Raw genomic sequence first — 21,996 nt, 5'->3', positions numbered from 1 at the left:
AATGGCAAACTCATTCAACAAAATAAAGAGCGCACTTGGGATAGTGTGCTTTTTTTTAACATCACAAACGCTAGCCGATTACGGTGACATATCACCGAGTTTTTCTGCTAATACAGATACCCAGGTAATGACTGGGAAACCGATTGAATTCGAAACATTCATAGTTAGATACGCTACACACTTCCCTACAGGAAGCTTTGAGCAAACTGCCAATATCGTCTCTTCATCTATAACGAGGTTCTGTAACGAGTTTAAGCTTGCTGGCAACTCATGCTTGACTGACTTACAACAGAACAGTATTGAGGGTCTAATTCAGCTCACAACACACCTTAAAGATGGCTTATCTGAAGAGTCTGGACTGACGCTTGAGAGTATTGATAAGGCTCTGCTGAAGGTTGCTATAGACAACGTTAATGACCCTTATACAATAATGCTTAAACCAGATCAGCCCCAACTAAAAACCAAAAAATCGCCAACACAAGGTGAGAGAATAAACTCTATATCGAAGGACGGCAAATTATTAACAATTGTCGACTTTGATAGCGACAAGGGGTGTCAGGCATCTGATTTAATCAGTAAACCTGAGAATGTAATGAAAATGGATCTCAGGGATAATATTGGAGGCGACTTAGAGTGCACCCTGAAGGTTCTTTCTGAGTTTTTACCTATAGGTAAGCATCACATTGCTACATTATTCACTATAAATGGCGAAGAAGAGATCTGGGTTGAAGGAACCCTTCCTCCTAACCAGAGAAAAATAAGTAAAAACCTTATCGTTAACAAAAACACAGCCAGTTCAGCAGAAATATTTGCAAAAAACCTTATCAGTAGCGGATGGGGGGTAAGTGGTTTACCAATGAGAGGAAAGAGAAGCATACAAGCTAAATTTGACAGCCCATATGGTAGCTACTTACTAACAATTGGAAGGTTTGAAATTAATGAATAAAAATGGAGGCTAAAAGCCTCCATAAACACTTAACCTCTCTCTTCTAAAGGCACATAGTTATAGAATGATGAATAAAGAGCGTCATCAACACCCTCTACTCCATTATCCACCTTAGGGTATGGAAATGGTGCTCCAACCTTTTTCTCATTGATGTAGTGTGACCAGAAACCAACAACTTCAATCCAAGAAACATGTCTACCCAAGTTATTGAAAACGTAGAATAAATTCCTGTCTTCCTTTTTAAGCCACAAACTACTACACGAAGGGAGAACCCCACCCAACCTAGCTGATTCTATCAATGCAGATATAACTGTGCTTTTGTAGGCGTGCTTTTTAAGTATTTCCTTCACTTTTGGGATATCTTCAAAATCTTTAATGTGACGTTCAATCATCTTATCTGATACCCTCCTGTACTTCCTCTGCCTAAAGGTTTCTTTCCAACCTATAATGATTCCATTCAAATCTGAGAAAAACTTTTTCCTAAGCTTTTTCCCCTTTGTTGTACCAAAAGCGTACAAATTTAAATTGAAAATACTGAACAAAAAGGTTTTTATCCCTTTCTTCAAGTATGGAATAAATGTTGGCTTAACGCTATATGCGTAACCTAAAGCCTCAATTAGAGTATAAGTAGCCTCTTTCCCTTTAGCAGGTGAGTTAACCATCGGTAATGCTATAGCAGCTATGGTTCTATAGTTTTTATCGAGTCCATCAAACCCATCCCACTTTTCACCTAACTGATCAACAAGAAGATTCGAAAGTGTTTCTTCGTTTAGTCTGAATAACTCTTTCCCATCATCTATAAACTCAGTTATACAATCATTATCCCTTAAGTATTTGTATATCTTTGGGGACATTCTCCAATGCCCCTCATCCAAGTCATACTTTAAAGGGTTGTCATACACCACAGGAAGTAACTCTGGGAACCCTTCAGCCATCGTCTGAGCGAACTCATCAAGAGTAAATACATTGTCGTAGTACTTAACGGTAAGGAGCTTGTAAGTTAACCTGATTGAGAAATAAAGATATAAAGGAAAATATGTTGCAATAGCAAACCGACTCACGCTTGTGAATTTTGAGGTGAAATCACCATCTGTTGTCGCAAACGTCTCTCGAATCGATATAAGGCTAGTAGTATCCGTGTCCAACAGAGTCTTATACGCATCATTTACTAGAGGATACAACCTCCCATCAGGTATCTGAGAGTCTAATAAAAACCAATCGACCCAAAAAAGTATAGAGTCCAAGTGTTCGCTAACAAAAGATAATGCAGTGATTTTATATAATACCCACATCTTTGCATAAACCAACCAATACCAAGCCCCAATATAGTATTTAATAAGGTACTGATTAATGAGCCAAGGGATAATTAAACACCCTGCAAAAATTGCAATCAAAAGGGCATTTGAGGTTTGCGATGAGTTATTGTTTTCGTTCATCCTTTTTATTTAAAGTTACTAACTTTTAGAGAAAAAGGAAGAAAAAAACCCACCGAAGTGGGTTTGTGCTGAGGCCGTGACCTTAACCTCTTTTGTTATTTAACTCTGCGACCAACTCTTGAGTGTTATTCTTTTCGGCAAGTAAGGCAGCCAACAAATCGTTATTCAATTTTTCAAGCTCTGCTATTTCCTGATCTAACATGTTCTCCAGCGCCATCTGGTTGAGAAGAAATATCATTTTACCCTTAGCGTTAGCATTCGTGACCGCATCAACATCTGTTGTCGATGCCTTAGTTAAAAGAACCCTCATCTGATCAAGTCTACTTAACCTAAGGTCTTTGGTTTCAACAACAGGTACTCTGTCATTGTACGCCTTAGTGTAGACATATCTTGACATATTGATCATGGATTGTAACTGCTTGTACCTTGCGGTATATCGAACCATGTTTGGCTCTAACTCTGAACCAATAGGAGGTTTCTTTATGTTTATACTTGGCACAGAATGCTCAATGTATGACTTAGCAGCACTCATCTCATAATCACTATATGTATACTCAGTTTTCATTACGATATCTTTAACCACCCCTTTTCCTTCTTCATTTACTGGGTTTAAGAAAACGAATGAAAGAAGATCAGCATTTGGTATTTTTGCAACCTCATCACATAAGCCCTGAGACTTATCTGCTTCAGTACAGAATTTTTCGTAATGCTTCTTGACTATATTACCTCCTGAGAATGTTAATAAAGCACCCCTTGCAGAAAACTCAAACTCTCCCACAGAGGTTCTAGCCATATTAAGCGAAGCATTCCTACCAGATGCACTAAATGCAGAATCCGAAGTCTTTTTCAAGGCACAAAGTTTAGCGAAGTACTCCTTATTAACAGACTTACCGACATCACCTCCACCAGTAGTAAGTAAGGCCGCAGCCTCTCGCTTACCTGTTTGCTCTAGATAAGCTTCATGGTTCATTTTAAGCTCCGATGTTAACCTCTGAACCTCAACTTGGTTTTTAGTAATTAGTTCTGCTGCCTGCATCGTTGTTTGTGCTAGTTGCATGTTTTGATCTACAACTGCGTTCTGGATGTTTGCAAATGCAATCTTTAACTGCATCGACATTGCAGAGTCATATGCATCGAACGCTTTACCCGGACTCTGAAGCACTAGTTTTAATGCAGGGTTAGCAAGCGTTTGAACTGTACCAATGGGAGGGCACGTAGCTGCCATTGCTCCTCCTGAAAAAAGGAGAGCAACAGCCATAGGTAATTTCTTTAATTTAAAATTAATCATTGTCATATTACTCACCTACTCTTTTCATGTACTCAATATTTTTGGGGTCGTTAGCTTGCGCAGCTAAAAGTGAAGCCAGAAGAAGCGATTGTCTTTCCAGACGCATTCTTCTATCAAATTGAGCCTCATTCTTTTTAACCAGAGTAGTGTACATTTCAAGCCAAATCTGGTTATCTGACATCGCCGTAAGCTTATCGATGTTCGCAGGAGAAACCTTATCCATATCCTCTTGTATTTGATGCCATTTCAAATCTAATGGCCCAGCACCATCCTCAACTTCCTTGATTAATGTTCCGGTTTTAATTGAAGACATAGGTATTCCTGATAACTTCTGACCTCTCCTTTCTGCAACAGACTGATTTAGGGTATTCTTTGCCAAATCTAGTCGTGCAGCTCTGCTCATAAACATTGATTGAAACGCAACCGAGGATTCCTTTTTCCTCTCTGATACTGGTTGGTTGCCTATAGCATCAAGGTTAACAATATTTTCCACAAATGACTCGGCAGCTTTTAATTGCGCTGAGTTTCTGTAGGTCTGAACAATTTTAGGCAAATCTTTCTTACCACCACCAGTCTTCTCCAAAGAATCGAACTCGACCAATTGAGCCATTTTCTTCAGTTCAGGTGATTCAAGATTAACGATCCCTGCTCCCCCAACAGCCGAAGGCGCATACAAGTTCGCAGCAGACTGTCCGCCGTTAGGTATTATCTCGTTCTTTAGTACTTTCTCGATGTAATCGCCCTTGGTCAGAGTACCACACAAACCTTTATCTACGGCATCAGGAGTACAAGTGTTATTTTGCTGTTCTTTGATGCGAGCTGATTGAGCTTCTCTGGAATTTGTTTTATTGAGTGTTTCTTGTGACTTTTTAGCTGAATCAATATTGGTTCTATTTTTTGCAGACGTTTCAGCGGACTTAATTGCTTTTTGTTTTTTTCCAACTGCACACATTTCTGCGTAAGTCTCTAAATGAGAACTAGGAGTGAACTTACGCTCAAATCCTACATTCTTCATTTTTTCTTTCTTTTCAAGGCAAGCCTTATCTACTGTATTACATGAAGGAGCCAAAGCAGGAGGCTCAACTACAACAGCTTTGGAGTCTAGCTGAGTTTTGGTGTAGTCAATTACCTCAGAAATATTTAGATGTTTTATATCATCTCTCCTCAAGAAAGATTCAATAAACTTCACAGAGGCATCTGTTTCATCTGAAATCAATTTTGCCCTATCTTTTTGCCTTTGTGCCTCTATTTGTGCCTTATAGTCCATTTCAAGCTTCATCTGGATTTGGGCAGCGGTTAGATTATCAGTTGAAGTCTTAGAGGCTGCCGATAGCGTAGCCTTTGATGCTTCAGTACCACTAGAGTGAACGGCAGCTATCACATTCTGAGTGGCTTGCATTATTGTTGTCGTCGTTGTTCCTGTAGCCGCAGTTATACGAGCAACATCCTCTGCGATAGGTTGCGTCACTGCTGGCCCAAACCCTGTAGCTATCAATGATTGACTTTGAGCACTATAGGGAATTGCTGCAAGAGCACATGCGACAAATATTTTATTAAGCTTCATTCTTAATATTTTTTGTGAATTATAGCATTATTTTGCAGCAACTTTAATTAGTGCATCAGATAAGTAAACAGCATTCTTTACTTTTTCAGCCACATGAGCCGATATTGGAACAAGCAATTGCCTTGGTTCCATTATAAAGTGTTGTCGAAGTTTAGAGTCTTTAGAAATACTCTCCAATACTGGTGTTATAGACGTATTGATAGCATCTTCTAATATAGAAGCAAACAAAACCTCAGAAACTGTTCCTCCTGCTATTTTTTCAAATATAGTTAAGCTGGAAGAGATAGCTTTTTTAATCTCCTCGTCACCAGCCTTAAGTAGATCATTATAGCTTTCATAACTGAGTGACTCTGTAAGCATAAGTAGAAATGCGAAATCTATATATTTATTTATAGCTCTTGCACAAAGAGTAAGAGCAACCTCTCTAGGAAATGTTTTATTATGACCTATTAAAACGTCATTAACCTTAAGGGAGTCTGTAATCTTACTAGAGAACTCCTCGGTTCTAAACTCTTCACTAGATATAAATAGTCGAGTGAGCATTGTTCTTAGAATTATGGATTGAGAATCACTAAAGCTATTTACATCCAAGGAGTCAAATACTTTCTCCATATAGAAATTAGACTCAGTTAAAATTTTAGCTGCGTCATCATGAGTTACGCCTTGTCGAATTAATTCGGTTAAGGCAAAGGTTAAGTTTAAGGTGATATTCGACATTTTTTATAAAGGATAGTTTTATTCAGCATGATTTTTAAAGTATCTTTCGATAATAAAAGACCTAAAAATGAATAATATTGAATTAAGAATAATGCCTAGCAAGGTTGTGTTCACTGTCTGGATACAACACCTCCTTCACTTGAAGAGAGCAAGCTTTTCCAAGAAATATGAGCATGTTATAGAACTTAACTCTGGTGTTTGTAGTATGTTTGGCTTTGGAAGGCATATTGAAACTAATCACCCAATCATTGCAGCTCCAAGACCTTTAATACCGTGGTTATTTATGGGTAAGATTAATAGAGTGATTATTGCTGGAATGAAATCTGTATATATAGAGTTCGGAGAACCCGAGACTCCATTTTACATGTGCATTAAGTGCTCCAGAAAGCGCATAGCTTGCCTACTCCCAAAGTATGAAGAAACTCAAGACTTAGTTAAAACAATAGATTTTCATGGTTACGTCATAACTGGAGAGAGCGGAGTTGAAATCACAAAGGCTTTAAATAGAGCACCAATTCAAATTGTAAAATCCTTTGACGAGATATCTCCGCCTAAGACTATCGATGCAGAAGACTGGAATGATAACTTAGAGCAAGGCTTTGATATTTATGACACAAGTAATTTTGAAAATTTAAAAGACCCACTGGTTTACTAACTACTATGTACACTACTGAAGACAACAAGTTTATAATTTTTCCTGCTGCTGGCGGAAAATTGAACGAAGAAAGACTGTTCTCGCCCTCAACAAGCATGAGAGAAAAGGATGCTGACCTATTCGCAAAAATGATGATTGAATGCTCTTATTTTTCTGAAGTGTCAAGATTTGCGAACATCACAAATGATGACGAAATGGCTAAAAATTATCTCAAGGAATACTTTAGTGAACTTAAAGCGTGCAACAAAGATAAGGATGTTTACAAATCTAGGATGCCTTTAAACATACCTCTTATAAATAGCGTCCATATACAGTTAACGAAAGCAATGGCTATTAAAAAATAATGCAAAATTCGATAACAAAAACCAAAGGAACAAAAAATGATTACATAAGAAGGGCTATCCTGCTTCAAAGGAAAGCCCTTAATGATTTCTGCCTACTTTTCGAAAAGCCACCAGCCCACAATATTAAAAGTGTAAAATTTGAAGGTAAGTCGGTTGACACTCTTGATATAAAAGAGACAGTGGAGTTCGCATGCGAGTTTTGGGCTAACACGGTATCAAAGCACACATGGAGGTATTATAGAGCATCACTTAGACACTACGCAGAAACCTTACATGAAAGCAGAAAGTTATCTTCTACAGACTTAAGCTTAATCATAAAACTACTAAAGGAAACAAATGGTTCTGACCTTAAGTACAACAGAACATCTGCACAAAAGAAAAAGTACATAAATGATGACGAACTTGTAGTTCTCACAGAAGCACTCGACTCATCCAAATCTAAATACGCAAAGACCTTAAAAGGATGGCTTCATGCTAATTGCCTTGTAGGCTTAAGACCTTGTGAGTGGCAAAACGCTGAAGTGGTAAGCAAGGATGGTAAGATAGCTCTCATGGTAATTAACGCGAAAGCAACAAACGGAAGGAGTCATGGCAAAACTAGGATTATATACCTTAACCACCTACCAGAAAGACTTAGAACATTAGTTGTAAACTTCTCTAAACACATGAGGAGACTATCTGATGACGGAAAGTACAATGATGTATACAGTGGGTGCAGAAGGCTTCTGCAAGAGCTTAATAAGAGGCTATGGAAGCAAAGAAAGAAGAACATCACCCTATATAGCTCTAGACACCAGTTCAGTGCAGATCTAAAGAAGTCTGGAGCTAGTCTGACAGATATCGCTTATCTTATGGGTCACTACAGCACAGAGACAGCTACATCACATTACGGTAAGCGAAGGTACGGAAAGAGCATTGTAAAGCTTCAAGTAGATCAGGAGCTAACAACTGGCGTACAGAAGAAGTTTAAGCCATTCAAGCTCGGATCAAACCCTAAAGTTAAGACACCTACACAGCCACCATCTGTAACTCCAGACTAGATCTTAACTGTATTTTTCAAACTTTACACTCATAGAAAGGGAGCCGCTGTTGGCTCCCTAGTCTTTTTTTTAAAAAATATTCTTACTATTATGCAATCATAGTGCGAAATGAGTTCACAAGGGAGTCCCCCATGAACTGAATAGGATCTTTCTTCACTTCAGGGTCTGGATGTGTTTCCCCTATATTCTCATACACCTTTCTAGCGCCAAAGCCATAAGTAGATGATAAAGCCTTAATGGCTTCCCCTACAGGTAGTTTAGACATTACATTTTGCTTAAGAGCGTTATCTATTGCATCAGATGTGGTCATCCAATACATGTACGGGTACAAAACAAACCTTAAACGCTGAATCAATGTGGCTTTCTTAAATTTAAACAAAGCAACCATTGAGGCACCTCTTGCGCCCTTTGGCCCCGTTAGCTCACTCATTACGAAATCCATAGTGTCTTTATTTAAACCAAAAGTATTCTTGATCTCTTCTGGTGATCCAGCATCATTAGACATAAGGAACGTAGCTGAAAGTAGATTCTGCATATCCTCATCAAAGTCTTTAAGTAATTGAGAAGCAAAGAGATTTACCAAGCTCCATTTACGACCTTCGCGCATTTCCCTTTTAATCTGCGCAATAACTGTTGGTGATTTCAATCTATGATACTCATCATAAACAAGAAGTTTAGGAATAGACTTAACTAACTCTATTCGCCTTTTATGGTAACTAGAGTATTTATCAGGAACCACCTCATAAAGGGTTGAAGAGATAAACATGTTGTTTGACACAATAAACCTAGCCAATGAGTAAAATACAGATGAATCTTTATCCATCTCTGCATTACCTGATTTAGCAACCTTATCAAGGTCAAGAACAATGAATCTAGCCATGCTTACATCAAGGGCAGTTACTCCTGAGAAAACAGGGTATTTCTCAATAGCCTCCATAAGCGCCCTTCTGACGTATGGAACCAACTCCTCGTTGTTATATGCCACTATCCCCTTGTAAGAGTTGTTTACGGTATCACTTATAGTTAGTTGCTGAATCACATCCTGAATGGTCGGTACAGCGAATCTTTGGGCGTACTCTGCCATTACGAGCTTCTTCTTATCGAATAAGTCGTCAACAATTTCCCAATATGTCTTACCTGTAGGGTCGTATCCTATCTTTTTAAGAGCTGAATCCAGCTTAGGCGCTCTTCCCTCTCGATAGTTTCTTGGCTTCTCTTTATCGCTTAGCGTGAAGTAAGCCTCAGCGACTACCTTCCTTAAAAGGTTAGCTGCATCACCATGAACTTTTTCTTCACCTGCTGGAGTGATTATTCCCACAAGAGTTGAGATAATCTGATTCATCTGATCAGAATCAGCACTTCTACAACCTAACTGGGTATCAAAGATGTTGTAGGCGAACTTTTTATTATTCTCGTAAGTGATGTGTTTAAATAAATGCTTCTTATCTTTTGGAGCCATAGCTATCAATGTCTCCACCATCGTCTTCGCAGAGAAACCGTTATCTAAGTATCCAACCATAGGCATCTCACCAGCAATGGTGTCACCAAACAAGTGAGAGAAGGCAATATTTTGCAATAGAACTGATTTACCAGAACCCATCGTTGCACAAACACCGATATTCCAATATTTCTGTTCCGATGATTGAACAGAGTAAGGGTAAAGAACATCACCATTACCAACAAAGTTTAGAGCTGACCTTCTCCAAAATCTTAATCTTCTTCCTAGCGGAAGTTGAGCTACAACGCCTGACAGAGGAGCGTATACAGTACTACCAAAAGTACGAGAGTTTATCCCCTGTATTGAGGTTGCTAAGGCATCAAACGGACAGCCTCTATAGTTTCTAACGACAGAGTTACCCCAACTAGATAACTCACCCTTTAAGTAATCCCTATTCTCAAGCAGTTCTTCAGAATCCTTTGACCATGTGGTTACTGACATTTTGTATTCAACATCAGGTTCACCCAGCTCCTTTAACAGAGAAACAGCATGAATAGATTTTTTAATACGCTTGTTTGAAGCTGGTATCGGCAGAGTTGATAAAAGCTTCTTCCAGAAAAAGGTAAAACTGGATGCTGAAGAAACAGAGAAAGATATCATGCAAGGCACATCAGCCTTTATTGTGTCACCTAAAGAATTGAACAACACAAGGTTTCGTGGAGGATTTTTCACCTCAAACGTACTAAAGTACCTATCACCTACTCTTGCTACACCCTCCGTAAGATCAACATCAACATCGTCCTCCCTAATAAGCTGAGAACTTAATGAATCCCATAACATATGGCTGGCATCATCTTCGAGACCACCAGCATGCTCTTTTGATTTAGGGAAGGTATCTCTATCTGGGAAGATAAACTCGAAGTTCGCACTAAGGAATGGGTAGATAATCTGCGCCATAGATAGCATAGACTTGTCTCTGTTTAAGACCTCAGCGTCTACACCAGATGCGGAAAGACCATCAATTACAGCATCAACATAGTTTTCATGCTTAATCTTGATGTGTGTGTATGTATCTATGAGTCCATGTGCGTCGTCAGCAATAGGTAACTCTTTCCTCGCTTCCTCAATTTCATCTTTTTCCTGATCAATCTGTCGTGGCCTTAGAAATGATGTATTTGTCCATACAGCCATATACACATCTTCGTCGATAATCTGCTTAGAGATGAAATTGACTTGGTCATCAAAGAGATCATCAATCCCTTCAAACTGATAGTTGTTTGCCTTTTCTCTTGCTCCTGCAATTGACTTAGCCACTAACTCTTTCTCTTTACCAACCTCTTTTACGTAAGTTGCATGAATAGAGTGAACACCCTCCTTGATCCCTGCGGAAATCTTAGAAATTAGTGGTTTTAGAGACTCATTGTAGGAGTGGTAATGGTTGTTTTCAGATTGTCGCCCATTAACTTTGATTATTGACATTAAGAAACCATCCTTTGAAACAAAGGTGTTTTTGCCAATCGCTGCGTCAATATCGACTACCTGATCAGGGTCTGTTTTTGTGCCGTTAATGTAGAGTCTGATTAGGTTCTCAACAGCTCCGGCTAAACTTAAATTCATTAGACTTTTTTAAAAAGTATATAAAAAAGCGACTTCATCACAAAGTCGCTATACTGCTATTTTTCTAAGCTAAAAATTATTTCTTAATTTCTTTATCCATAGCCTGAACCAATCCAACCCATTTATCTGGGTGATATTTTTTCAAAACATTTGTACTAAGGTAGGCTAGCTGCCTACTAGCAAGCTTTTCTGAAGGAAACAATCTGACAGAAGAAAATAATTTATTTCTATCCTTGTAGTCAGACTCATCCATCATATACAAAAACTGACATACGATGGCTGGAGTGGAAGCTCCATGACAAATACCAGTATTCAGAACTTCAGACCTCCGCAGAATCAAATCTTCAATATCTGAGACCAAATCCATCATATCCTGATTATCAGAAGCCTGACCCTTAGTGTAGTAAATGTTTAATGCTAAAGCTGAAACCTGCTCTTGGGTTAAATCAGGAGCAAAAATAAGTGTACCTGAGTCTGAAAACCGCACCATATCTAAATTTCGTGGATAATAACAAAGACCACACAAAATCTTGGCACCGCCATTATCCTCAACTTGACCAATAAATGCATCGTCTTCGAATACAGGTAGGTTACAACACTGACAGAACATAACCTCCATAGTCCCCCCTCCACCTAAAGATACTTCTTTTGTTGCGGACTTAACCAAGGATGTTGTTTCCTTGTTAGATAGTTTTTTTAAAGTTTTATACTTTGATATTCCTAACATAATTTTTACTTGTTATATAATTCCAATACTTGATACCCATGCATATATTTGCTCCATTGCCGCAGGAAGGTTGAGGAATAAAGTTGAGAATATGAGAACAATAATTTGTTTTCCATAAGTTGTCTGCCTCTCTTTTCCTTCTGATATTGCGTAAATCTTGAACCATGCAGATAGATAGAAATACATAGCTATTACTTGGAATACACCAATAACAACCTTAAATTTACCCTGCAAGAATTTCTGAAGCTCTGATTCATCAAGCTGTGTGTACTTTTCTTTTAAAGCTTTCTGTAGGTTTGTTGCGGCGGACTCATAGCACTGCCTAGTTGAACCATCAGTTACTACCCCTCCCTCTGTTGAGTTTGGCTTCAAATTGTAAGCAAAACAAAACTGGTTATCTTTGCTTACACTGAAACCTAACGTCTCAGACATAACCATAACACTTGTTGATGGATTCATGAGTATCCCTGCAATAACAAACCTAATTGCTAATTGTCTAGCTGGATTCTCAGCCCTTTGCTTAAACTTATCAAAGTCTGCAAGAGTAGAAACTATAGAAAGAAGAATTGTTGCACCAACAATAAACGAAGCTACATAAAACAAGCCTATAAAAGACTGTATACTTATTGCTGCCTCAAAAAATGATTGTTCACCTTCAGCTTGCGCAAATGCTAGTGAAGGAAATACAACCAATAGTGTTATTAAATATTTCACCCTTATTAAATTTATTTACTTAAATTTAAGCAATTAAGAATGAACCTTCAATCTTACTTACTGAGTAACGACATTAATTATACAGAAATAGTTATTTTAATTAGGCAAAAAAAGAGAGGGTATACCCTCTCTAGTTTGCTTTATCGATTAATTTTGATTTCTGAAAATCACTCTACCGCTCTCGGTCATTACCTCCTTAGTCTCTTTTGTGACTGAGGTAACCTTACCGTAACCATCAATATAATCTCCTACGTTATAGTATTGTATTTTCTGCTTTTTAGGGTCGTCATCCATATCAATAAACACCCGACCATTCACAATACCGCTAAGGTTGTATACTGGCCTTGATGAGCCTTTTGCAACATCAATACCTAGAGCATTAGCAATTGTTCTCTCTTTTCTATCGGGAAGAGAGTTAGAATCAATGCTTTTCGATAGTTCATTGTATTTTGTGTAGAGATCTTCGTTCATTCTTCTTGCTTTATCAGCTTGAGAATAAACTTCATCAATTTCCTTTAACAGCTCCACCTTTAATTCATTGATCTTAACAGAGATGTCTCCACTATCAGCCTTGTTTTCACTGAGTATATTGTTGATTCTATCTTCAAACTTACCCTCAAGAGACTCTAGCCTCTTCAGGGCGACAACAATACCGTTTCTGGCTGTATTATCCTCAACTGAACGAGTAGAAATATCTTTAATTGCACTATGCATATCACTACGAAGAACCAAATCTTGGTTTTCTAGGGAGTCAAGTCTCTTGGTGGCTGTAGCCATCAAGCCTTTAACCTCCCTTAAACTATTCGCAATATCCGTGGCCTTTTCGCCACTAATAGACTCAACGTCATCAATTACAGAACGCAACTCCCCAATGATAGATTCAAACTTCTCAACAGACACATATTCGTCCTGCATAGATTGAATTTCTTTCTTGGTAGACTTATTCATCGATGACTGAAGTCTGTTCACCTCATAGTTCAAATCGTCTTTTGTAGCCAAGCTATCCTTAAGTGCTAGATCATACGCAAAATAACCACCGCCAATAGTTATCGCCGATGTGACGAATGAAGATATTAACGAAACCTTAAGTACACCTGTGGAGCCTTTAGTGGCTTCTGCTTGCTTAGTCGGCTTGCCTTTTGTTTCTTTACTATTTTTCACGTTATCTTGTTTGTCTTTTAATTTAGCTTGTTCAGCCTCCTCGTTTTTATTACTTCGAGCCCCCATTCCTGCCGCTGCACCTAAAGCCGCCACAGCTAATGCATCACTCGCCTCAAACACATCCTCCTGTGCATTTTTCGCATCCCTATCCGTTTCGCTATCTTCCGAACCAAAGTCACCTTCTGAGTCATTGAACTCATCATTATGGTGGTTTCCGTTATAAAGCGAATCTTCATCAGAGTTCAGAACAATATCACTACTCTCAGACAGGAAGTAGTCGTTATATGGGAACTCATCATCAGAACTTACGCTCGAATCAAGACTACTAGAGTCAGCAATAGGTTCTAGACCTTTTTCAGGATTAAGAAAAACCTCTTCCTTTCCATCGCGGTCAAACACGAGCCCTTCATCACTACCCAACTCCAAATCAATATCAGAGTCTTCAAAAGTATCTGAAGGTGCACCATACTCGTCATCAGATGTCACTTCAAAGCTATCATCGTGGATATCGACTTCGGCAGTAATCGCATCATCAAGCTCAGAATCAACATTAACCTCTAATTCCAACTCAGAATCTTCATCAAAAGTTTCAGTCAAATCACTAGGGTCTATATTGAAACCTGTTTCTACCTCAAGCCCTAATTCTACGTCCTCAAAATCTAGTTCCGAATCAGAACTAGAAAGATCAAGGCTTTCATCACTATCACTTTCAACAGAACCAATAGCATCAATAGTGAATTCTAGGTCAACTGATTCTAGACCTTCGTCTCCATTCTCAAAATTTGATTTATCTCCAGTGTCAATATCAGTAGATATTGGAGATTCATTATCTAGTTCTATATCAGGAATACTTAATTCAGTCTCTGTATTTGTTTCAGAGCTTTCAGTATCTAATTCAATGTCTTCGAACTCTAGAGAATCATCAAACTCTAAACCATTGTTATCATCAGATATTGAGTTTGCAGTTATTACCCCTTGATTGTCTTTAGAAATAACTTCTTGGTTTTCACCATCCTTACCCTTTCTCTTGAACTCAAAAATTTCAGAATTCATTATTTTTATTTCTTTTAATTCATAATAGAGTTTTAATCTCAATAAAAAAAGCACCCGAGGGTGCCTTTTGGTTATTTTAATTCTAATTTATCTATCTGAGAACACGAAAGGCACTCTTTCATCAACAACTTGCTCATTAAACATTATACCAATTTGCTCATCAATGAACATTGTGACTGTTGGTGGCCTATCCATTCGACCTCTATATGTATCAGACATTTCTTTTAGTGGCTCACTTGCTGCCATTTGAATTGCCATAGCGGTTCCAGCAGACTCTGCATCAGAATTCGCTGCGCCTGAAGCAGCGCTACCAATAATGTACCCTTGTGTTAAATCGATAGCAGTTGCCATCGCTAAACCTCCCCATCTGTAAGCTCTGTGATAATTCACATCTGAACTCATAAACTCACTGAAAGTGTCCATATTGATTGCTACAGCCTGAATATCAATTTGCTGTCTTCTCCAAATCAATCTATCAAATGTAATTTTGATTTTATCCCTTGGCATATCAACACGGTCGATATATGGAACATCATAAGTACCTCTCAGCATTGCTCCGGCAAGAGGGCCATCCATGATTTCCGCACAAGTATCGCCTTTGTAGTCAGTATTGATCTCACACGCAATACGCGCCTTCATTGTGGTCAATGAAGGTATCCTAACAGGAAGTTCTGTGCTTGATGACTCATTTACCTCAGTAGCACTCACTGAACCCGCACCAGCAATCGGCGTCGTAGGTAGTCCTGCAATTCCTTCTAACCCACCTCTAGAAGGTTGGCCTTGAGCTTGCTGCTGAGTAGCGTCAGGAATGCTCTCAACGCGCTTTATCCCTTTACCAAATGATGGAACTGCAACTAAATTGTTCTCAGCCTCGATAGCCTGCGCCATCGCTACTTGATAGCGAACATAGTTGTTCAGCAATGCTTCTTCGCCGAGATTAAGGTGAAAATTCACTTCATTAGAGCAAGGCTCTCCGTTTTCGTCATTGCCTTCTCGATCACACCCATACCGATCTATATTTGAGTCGTTGAAACCATCTTCATAAAAACCTTCTGAATCTCGACCTAAACGATCTCTACCTGTTTTAGGATTTACCCCATTTGCATTGAATCCATCCTTATCTAAACCTAGGGCATTTAAACCAGTAATACAGTCATAACCGAGTGCATCTTTACCATGACGATTACACCCTAATCTATCGAATCCTCTGTTTGTAAATCCGTTTTGATTATATCCATCTTTCAATCCATCTTTACTAAAACCGAATTTATTGAGTCCAGTGATTTTATGAAAGCCATTATCGTCCCAAGGTTTTTCATGCTTAAGCGGTATACAGTTCTCTCCGTCCCTGTTCTTTGAATAAACATTACAGCCTGACCTGTCGAACCCATCTCTGTCTAGACCTGTTGCACAGCTAAACCCATCCTTGTCGTAACCAAGTCTATCACAACCGAATCGATCATAGCCAAGAGCGTTATATCCGTCCTTTCCATATCCGGCAGAGTCTAGATCGAGATTATTGAACCCCAGCTTATCCTTGCCATCAATTCCAAAACCTGATGAATTCCATTTTGCGTTAGGGTTACATGGCTTACCTGACTTGTCTACGCCCTCGCGACTGCACCCAAATCTATTGAAACCGTCTTTATCGAACCCTTGCTTGTCGTATCCTTCTGAATCTCTACCATACTGGTCGAAGCCATCTTCGCCATACACAGGCTTACCACAAGGGTTGCCAGACTTATCAAGTCCTTCTCTATTACACCCTTGTTTATTGAAACCGTCCCTACCGTAGCCTTCAGAATCAAAACCGTACTGTTCGAAACCATCTTCTCTAAATACAGACTTACCGCATGGCTTGCCAGATTTGTCCAAGCCTGACTTAGAGCACCCCTTAGAGTTGAATCCGTATTGATCGTATCCGTCAGTTCCTAAAACTGGCTTCCCGCATGGATTACCTGACTTATCATATCCGTCACGACCACATCCGCTCTTATCGTGCCCGTATTGATCAAATCCATCCTTGCCTATCTTAGACTCACCGCATGGGTTCCCTGACTTATCAAAACCTGAACGATTACATCCTTCAGCACTGAAGCCCCATCTGTCATACCCTTCTTTATCATAACCTGCAATGTCGAAACCAAACTCATCGTATCCGTCATCACCATATACAGGCTTTTTACACAACTGGTTATTTCGATTTAAACCTTGCCTGTTACAGCCTTCCTTATTGTATCCGTCCTCACCGAAACCTTCAGAATCGTAACCTTGTGAGTTGAACTTAGAACAAGGCTTACCAGATCTATCTATACCTGAGCGATTACAGCCCTCTTTATTAAATCCGTCCTTTCCATAACCTTCTGCGTCGAACTCGTATTGGTCGTATCCATCTTCTCCAATAACAGGCTGACCACATGGTTTTCCAAATTTGTCGTAACCCTCCCTATTGCATCCTTCCTTATTATAACCGAACTGATCGAATCCGTCCGAGCCAAAGATACGTTCTACTTCCTCACATGGATTTCCGTCTCGGTCTAGATTTTCTCTATTGCAACCTCTCTTATCGAAGCCTTCCCTGTCGTACCCGAATTGATCGAATCCATCTTCGCCGTATCGTACTGGATCGCAGGGGTTGCCCTCTCTATCAATGCCTTCTCTGCTACATCCATTGATATCGAAACCGTATCTATCGAATCCGTCCTTATCATACCCTCTTTCATCGAATCCGAACTGATCATATCCATCGGAGCCATATTTAGGTTCTTCGCAAAGCTCTCCTTGCTTATTTAGACCCTGCCTATTACAGCCGTTCTTATCGAACCCCCATCTATCGTATCCGTCCTTGTCGAAACCTAGTTTATTAAAACCGAATTGGTCTAAGCCATCTTTTCCGAACTTAATACTAGAACAAGGCTTGCCAGCTTTATTTAATCCCTTTCGATTACAGCCTTGCTTATTATAACCGTCTCTTCCAAATCCGTCTCTATCGTATCCGTATTGATCATATCCGTCAGATCCATAAACTGGCTTTTCACATACTCTTCCAAGCGCGTCGAGACCTTCACGATTACAGCCGTTCTTATCAAACCCTTGCTTATTATAACCGTCTTTATCGAAACCGTCCCTATCGTAACCTTCGGAGTTAAAGCCTTGCCTATTGTAACCTTCAGCATCTATTCCAAACTGGTCAAATCCATCTTTGCCGAATACTCGCTCTACACACAGATCGTCAGAACTGGTTGAATTTGCTTTACCATTTTCGCACTGTTCGCCATTAACGTCGAGGTTATCTTTGGTGCACCCATCAGCATTTAAGCCTGTTATGCAATTATATCCTTGTTCATCGTATTCAGCGCCTTCCAAGCATGCAGAAGACATGGAAAATAGGCTCTCACTTGTTAAGGAAAGTCCGTCAATAATTGCGCCAGCAGTTGGGTCTATGTCTGTAAACACCGACTTTCCGCTATCAACTGCGTCATTATATTGCTTATCTTCAAGCTCCTTGTTGGCCTTCTTTACATCATCAGAAAGAGAGATCTGCCCTCCATCGTAACCTTTGATGTCCGAACCATCATAAGCACCGCTGTAGATCTCATCTGACTCTGGCTGCAAAGATAGATAAGCAAAGGCACCAGCAACCAAAGCAACCGAAGCGCCAAGTAGGTATTTAAGCCCTTTCTTCTTATCGAAATCTCCTTTCTCAGAGCTATTATTCTTATTTTGATTTAACTTCATTTTTGTCTATTGGTTATTTTCTGGGTTTCTGTAATATTCCTGTTATTAATATTCCATCTTTCTCTATAAACAGAGAACTTATCCTAGGTATTTTGAAAAGCTGTATTCCGTCGACGTTAGGGTGGCTAGCTGGTTCAGGCTCAGGACTCATAACCTTACCCCTTAACCTGATATAATATGAATCTTCATATTCCCAAGCCTGAATATCACTTGATTCTCGACCTTGAATTAACACATTAAGCTTATTTGCTTGGGCTGGAGTAATACCATCAGACATGCTCATTACCGCATCGTCTTTTGTTAAGTTGTTATTGGTTATTTCTGCTTGGAGCGGGTAATAACTAAATTCATTAACTTCGGTATTTGCTCCAGCTTTAAGAACTTTAGCTTGAATTGTATAGTCAACTTTTTCAGGACTTTCCTCTAGATTAAATGATATTGGAGTCAAAAGACCTTTTAATAGAATTGAAAGGTTTGACTTCTTATATTTTTTTTTAGGGAATAACCAAACTGTATATGGATTTACTGTTTTGTAATCAAAAAAAGAACCAGCACCAATACCTATATCCTCGACATCCCAAGGATTTCCAAACTTATCAACAAACACAATTGTTGTTATATAGTTTACGCTAGAATAGATGGTCGGCTTCCCACTTACCATTGATGGATTTATGGTTAATGTTCGGTTTTGCTCTTCAGGCTCCCGAACTGACGAATTAACCATTTTGTCACGTTGCTCAAAGCCTTTTTTGAGAGCAATTGCATTGCTTTCATTCATAGGCATGAAACGACGTTTTAACTGATACGCAGCCAAATCTCTCAACTCCGTATCCCTTGATTCCTTCAGCATAAGAGGTGGTGGCGTTTTCTGCTCTTCATTTGCAAAACCAGTTGAAGCAACCCCAACCAAGATAGAAGAAACTATAAATTTTCGGAGCATTTTTATCTTGAAAGTTAATAAATAAATGACTTGATGACAAATAACCGCACTCATATTCGGGCGTCGTAATTTACTATCTCTATGCCTGCCGGATTGCCATTCTGACCAACAGACTCCCGAACAGAGACCCATATAGTTTTCTCGCCAAAAGTTGAACTATCTGTTCTTTTTGAGAATACCCCGTCTCTCATATAATTTCCTTTTACATGAAACAACCAAACAGGATATTTTTTTGAAATATCCACACCAACGAAGATAGGGGTTTCTGTTACAACAAAGCTTGTTACCCTCACATCACTATTTAGAAGAAATTGCGACTCAACCTCTTTATCTAACTTGAATTTAGAAAAGAATGTAGGCTCAAAAAAAGGCTCAACTTTATCAAAATATGAATCTGCGTCTGACAAAATCAGTGTCTCTATTTTTGCAACTGTCTTCTTTAAGTTAGTGGAAATTGTTGTTGCGGTTAGAATTGCCTTATCAAGAGTCTCGGTTTTACTCACCTTACCCTCACCCCTTAAATCGACTGAATATATCTCTCGCTTAAAGTCTCCAGCAATATCACCTTGCAAATAAACATAAAATGATGAACCAGCCGCGATGGTAAAAATTGAACTTAATAAGGTCGCGTATTTGTTCTTAATTATTCTAGAATTCACGTTTTTCTAAAAATATTAGCAAAAAATAATCTTCATCTATTAATTTTTATATCCAGATTTATAATACTTCTTTAAAACGACTAGGATATATGTCAAATAAAATCCAAAGAGGATTATTAAGTAAAGGCTTTTCTACTCGGGCTGACACCCGTGGAGGATTTGAAAAGTTTCTTGATGGATTCTCTAATGCAAAAGCCGCTGCTATACCGATAGGAGCAGCAGCGATGTCGTTGATTCCTGATATGCAGCCTCATGCTGCCGCTATCTTTGCATGTAGCTTACCTTTAGCTGGACTAGCTTTAGGTAGGAAAATAGATACTCCTCTAAGGAAACCCTATTACGCAAACAGAGATAGCAAGGAATTTGACGGCTTTTTCTTTTTTGGTAATGAAATAGGAACCAACAAGGAAATTTGGCTCGATGACTCTGAAGCAAGACGCCACTGCTTAATATTTGGTACTACCGGAAGTGGAAAATCGGAGTCCTTAATAGGGCTAATTGGCAATTCTATAGCGCAAAATTCTGCATTCACCTATATTGATGGAAAGGCAGACACTGGGCTGTTCTCAAAGATCTTTGCTATGTGCAGGAGATTTGGGAGAGAAGACGATTTACTCGTTATTAACTACATGGTTGGGACTCTTCGCGCAGACCTTAAACGAGATAAAAAGCTAAGCAATACCCTAAATCCTTTTGCTACAGCAACCGCTGAAGCATTATCCGAGCTGCTTACATCTTTACTTCCATCTGGGGGGAGTTCGGACGGGATCTGGAAAGACCGAGCATCTAGCTATATATCAGCTCTTATTAAAGCTCTTGTTGCTTTAAGGGACGACGGAAAGCTTCTGTTAGATGTAAGCGTAATCAGAAGTTTCTTCCAATTAGAAAAAACCATTGAACTATCAAAAAGAACTGATATCAGTGCAGATCACCTTGCAGGTCTGGATGCGTATGTATGCAACCTACCCGGATACAAAGAAGGGTCAGATAACATAGAATCAACTGTATACGAACAGCACGGCTACATAACTATGCAATTCTCCCCTTGCTTCGGCATGCTTTCGGACACCTATTCTCATATCATGAGAACTCAATTGGCTGATTGTAGCTTTGAGGATATTGTGTTGCAAAGAAGGCCGTTGCTTGTGTTATTGCCTGCTTTGGAGAAATCTCCAGCCAATTTGGCAAACCTAGGAAAAATCGTAATTAGCAGCATCAAAGGAATGATGGCAGGCGCTCTTGGAGCTGAGCTAGAAGGAAGAACAGAATACATATTAGATAGCAAACCCACGAACGGAAGAACCTATCAATGCGTGTTCGATGAATATGGTTTCAACTCACTATTCAAGTCTAGTGAGAAAGTAGCCCCTCTTTTTCGAAAGTTTAAGAGTGCACTTTGTGAATTGCTGGGAAACACCTTAAGCCAAAAACACTACAACGGAATTGGAAACAATAAACGTGAAAGTTTGAAAAGTTCTTGGATTGGAAAATCAGCAGCGAAGCCCCTAATCGCATAAGCGCACGGGGAACGTTCAACGACTATCGAAACGACAGACAATGTCTGGAACGAAGTAGAGTACAGGAGCAAGCTAAGGCTCTTGGAAGCGCAAAGCACCTAAGTCTTAATAGATATGGTGAAGATATAGTCTCGACATCTAGCTAACAGCTAGAGCAGCCGTAAGGCGGCACTCTCAATGCGAGAGAGTGTGAAGGTAACGTACTACTCAGTTGAAGGTGCGGCAGTAATGCCAGCACAGGCCCGTAAAAGTCTAAATAGATACTGCGGCCTTATGTGGAAACACATAAGTGAAAACTTTGTGAATTGCTGGGACTGACCTTAGAGCCTGATTCACCACAACGCAACCAGAAACGGTAAACGTGAGGGTTTGAAAAGAATCAGGATTGGAAAATCAGCAGCGAAGCCCCTAACCGCTTATGCATATGGGGAACGTTCAACGA

At 39.3% G+C, this 21,996-nt stretch carries 16 protein-coding genes; 5 read left to right on the top strand and 11 right to left on the bottom strand.

What is annotated here, in order from left to right:
- Position 1: 1 nt before the first annotated feature.
- Positions 2-946 (top strand): S41 family peptidase, encoded by a 945-nt coding sequence (locus KO511_RS05205; protein ID WP_215986418.1) that lies wholly within the window; start codon positions 2-4, stop codon positions 944-946.
- 29 nt (positions 947-975) lie between these two features.
- On the opposite strand, the gene KO511_RS05200 is transcribed toward KO511_RS05205, so the two are convergent.
- The 4 genes from KO511_RS05200 to KO511_RS05185 form a co-directional block, all read right to left on the bottom strand.
- The gene (locus KO511_RS05200) at positions 976-1,881 is read right to left on the bottom strand and encodes a secretion/conjugation apparatus DotM-related subunit (RefSeq protein ID WP_215986417.1); all 906 of its coding nucleotides are present in this window, start codon (positions 1,879-1,881) and stop codon (positions 976-978) included.
- A 583-nt stretch (positions 1,882-2,464) separates the two neighbouring features.
- A complete protein-coding gene (locus tag KO511_RS05195) occupies positions 2,465-3,607 on the bottom strand; it encodes a hypothetical protein (protein ID WP_215986416.1) in 1,143 nt (380 codons plus the stop codon).
- Between the two features lie 70 nt (positions 3,608-3,677).
- Entirely contained in the window at positions 3,678-5,234 is a 1,557-nt protein-coding gene (locus tag KO511_RS05190) for a hypothetical protein (protein ID WP_215986415.1), read from the bottom strand.
- 27 nt (positions 5,235-5,261) lie between these two features.
- The gene (locus tag KO511_RS05185; RefSeq protein ID WP_215986414.1) at positions 5,262-5,951 is read right to left on the bottom strand and encodes a hypothetical protein; all 690 of its coding nucleotides are present in this window, start codon (positions 5,949-5,951) and stop codon (positions 5,262-5,264) included.
- Between the two features lie 67 nt (positions 5,952-6,018).
- Between KO511_RS05185 and KO511_RS05180 the strand changes: the two genes are divergently transcribed.
- Genes KO511_RS05180 through KO511_RS05170 form a run of 3 tightly spaced genes read left to right on the top strand, consistent with a single transcriptional unit; the run spans position 6,019 to position 7,990 of the window.
- Entirely contained in the window at positions 6,019-6,606 is a 588-nt protein-coding gene (locus tag KO511_RS05180) for a hypothetical protein (RefSeq protein WP_215986413.1), read from the top strand.
- 5 nt (positions 6,607-6,611) lie between these two features.
- Positions 6,612-6,950 (top strand): hypothetical protein, encoded by a 339-nt coding sequence (locus KO511_RS05175; RefSeq protein ID WP_215986412.1) that lies wholly within the window; start codon positions 6,612-6,614, stop codon positions 6,948-6,950.
- Positions 6,950-7,990, top strand: coding sequence for a hypothetical protein (locus KO511_RS05170; protein ID WP_215986411.1), 1,041 nt, complete (start codon positions 6,950-6,952; stop codon positions 7,988-7,990). Before KO511_RS05175 ends, KO511_RS05170 begins: the two co-directional genes overlap by 1 nt.
- A gap of 88 nt (positions 7,991-8,078) precedes the next feature.
- Here the strand turns inward: KO511_RS05170 and KO511_RS05165 are convergent, their stop codons facing one another.
- From KO511_RS05165 to KO511_RS05135, 7 genes are all read right to left on the bottom strand, one after another.
- A complete protein-coding gene (locus KO511_RS05165; protein WP_215986410.1) occupies positions 8,079-11,045 on the bottom strand; it encodes a hypothetical protein in 2,967 nt (988 codons plus the stop codon).
- A gap of 76 nt (positions 11,046-11,121) precedes the next feature.
- The gene (locus KO511_RS05160; protein WP_215986409.1) at positions 11,122-11,712 is read right to left on the bottom strand and encodes a hypothetical protein; all 591 of its coding nucleotides are present in this window, start codon (positions 11,710-11,712) and stop codon (positions 11,122-11,124) included.
- A gap of 72 nt (positions 11,713-11,784) precedes the next feature.
- Complete coding sequence (locus KO511_RS05155; protein WP_215986408.1) at positions 11,785-12,486, bottom strand: hypothetical protein; 702 nt, start codon at positions 12,484-12,486, stop codon at positions 11,785-11,787.
- Positions 12,487-12,633: 147 nt separating this feature from the next.
- Positions 12,634-14,700, bottom strand: coding sequence for a hypothetical protein (locus KO511_RS05150; protein ID WP_215986407.1), 2,067 nt, complete (start codon positions 14,698-14,700; stop codon positions 12,634-12,636).
- 87 nt (positions 14,701-14,787) lie between these two features.
- On the bottom strand, positions 14,788-18,438 hold the full coding sequence (locus tag KO511_RS05145) for a DotG/IcmE/VirB10 family protein (protein ID WP_215986406.1): 3,651 nt from the start codon (positions 18,436-18,438) through the stop codon (positions 14,788-14,790).
- Positions 18,439-18,451: 13 nt separating this feature from the next.
- On the bottom strand, positions 18,452-19,432 hold the full coding sequence (locus KO511_RS05140; protein ID WP_215986405.1) for a DotH/IcmK family type IV secretion protein: 981 nt from the start codon (positions 19,430-19,432) through the stop codon (positions 18,452-18,454).
- The gene (locus KO511_RS05135) at positions 19,429-20,037 is read right to left on the bottom strand and encodes a hypothetical protein (RefSeq protein ID WP_215986404.1); all 609 of its coding nucleotides are present in this window, start codon (positions 20,035-20,037) and stop codon (positions 19,429-19,431) included. Before KO511_RS05135 ends, KO511_RS05140 begins: the two co-directional genes overlap by 4 nt.
- 89 nt (positions 20,038-20,126) lie before the next feature.
- Between KO511_RS05135 and KO511_RS05130 the strand changes: the two genes are divergently transcribed.
- Positions 20,127-21,554 (top strand): hypothetical protein, encoded by a 1,428-nt coding sequence (locus KO511_RS05130; RefSeq protein ID WP_215986403.1) that lies wholly within the window; start codon positions 20,127-20,129, stop codon positions 21,552-21,554.
- Positions 21,555-21,996: the final 442 nt, after the last annotated feature.

Origin of the sequence: Vibrio hepatarius (assembly GCF_018860525.1) — a bacterium.
GTDB classification, from domain to species: Bacteria; Pseudomonadota; Gammaproteobacteria; order Enterobacterales; family Vibrionaceae; genus Vibrio; species Vibrio hepatarius_B.
The sequence above is the reverse complement of the archived record's forward strand: the minus strand, read 5'-3'. Positions and strand labels throughout refer to the sequence as shown.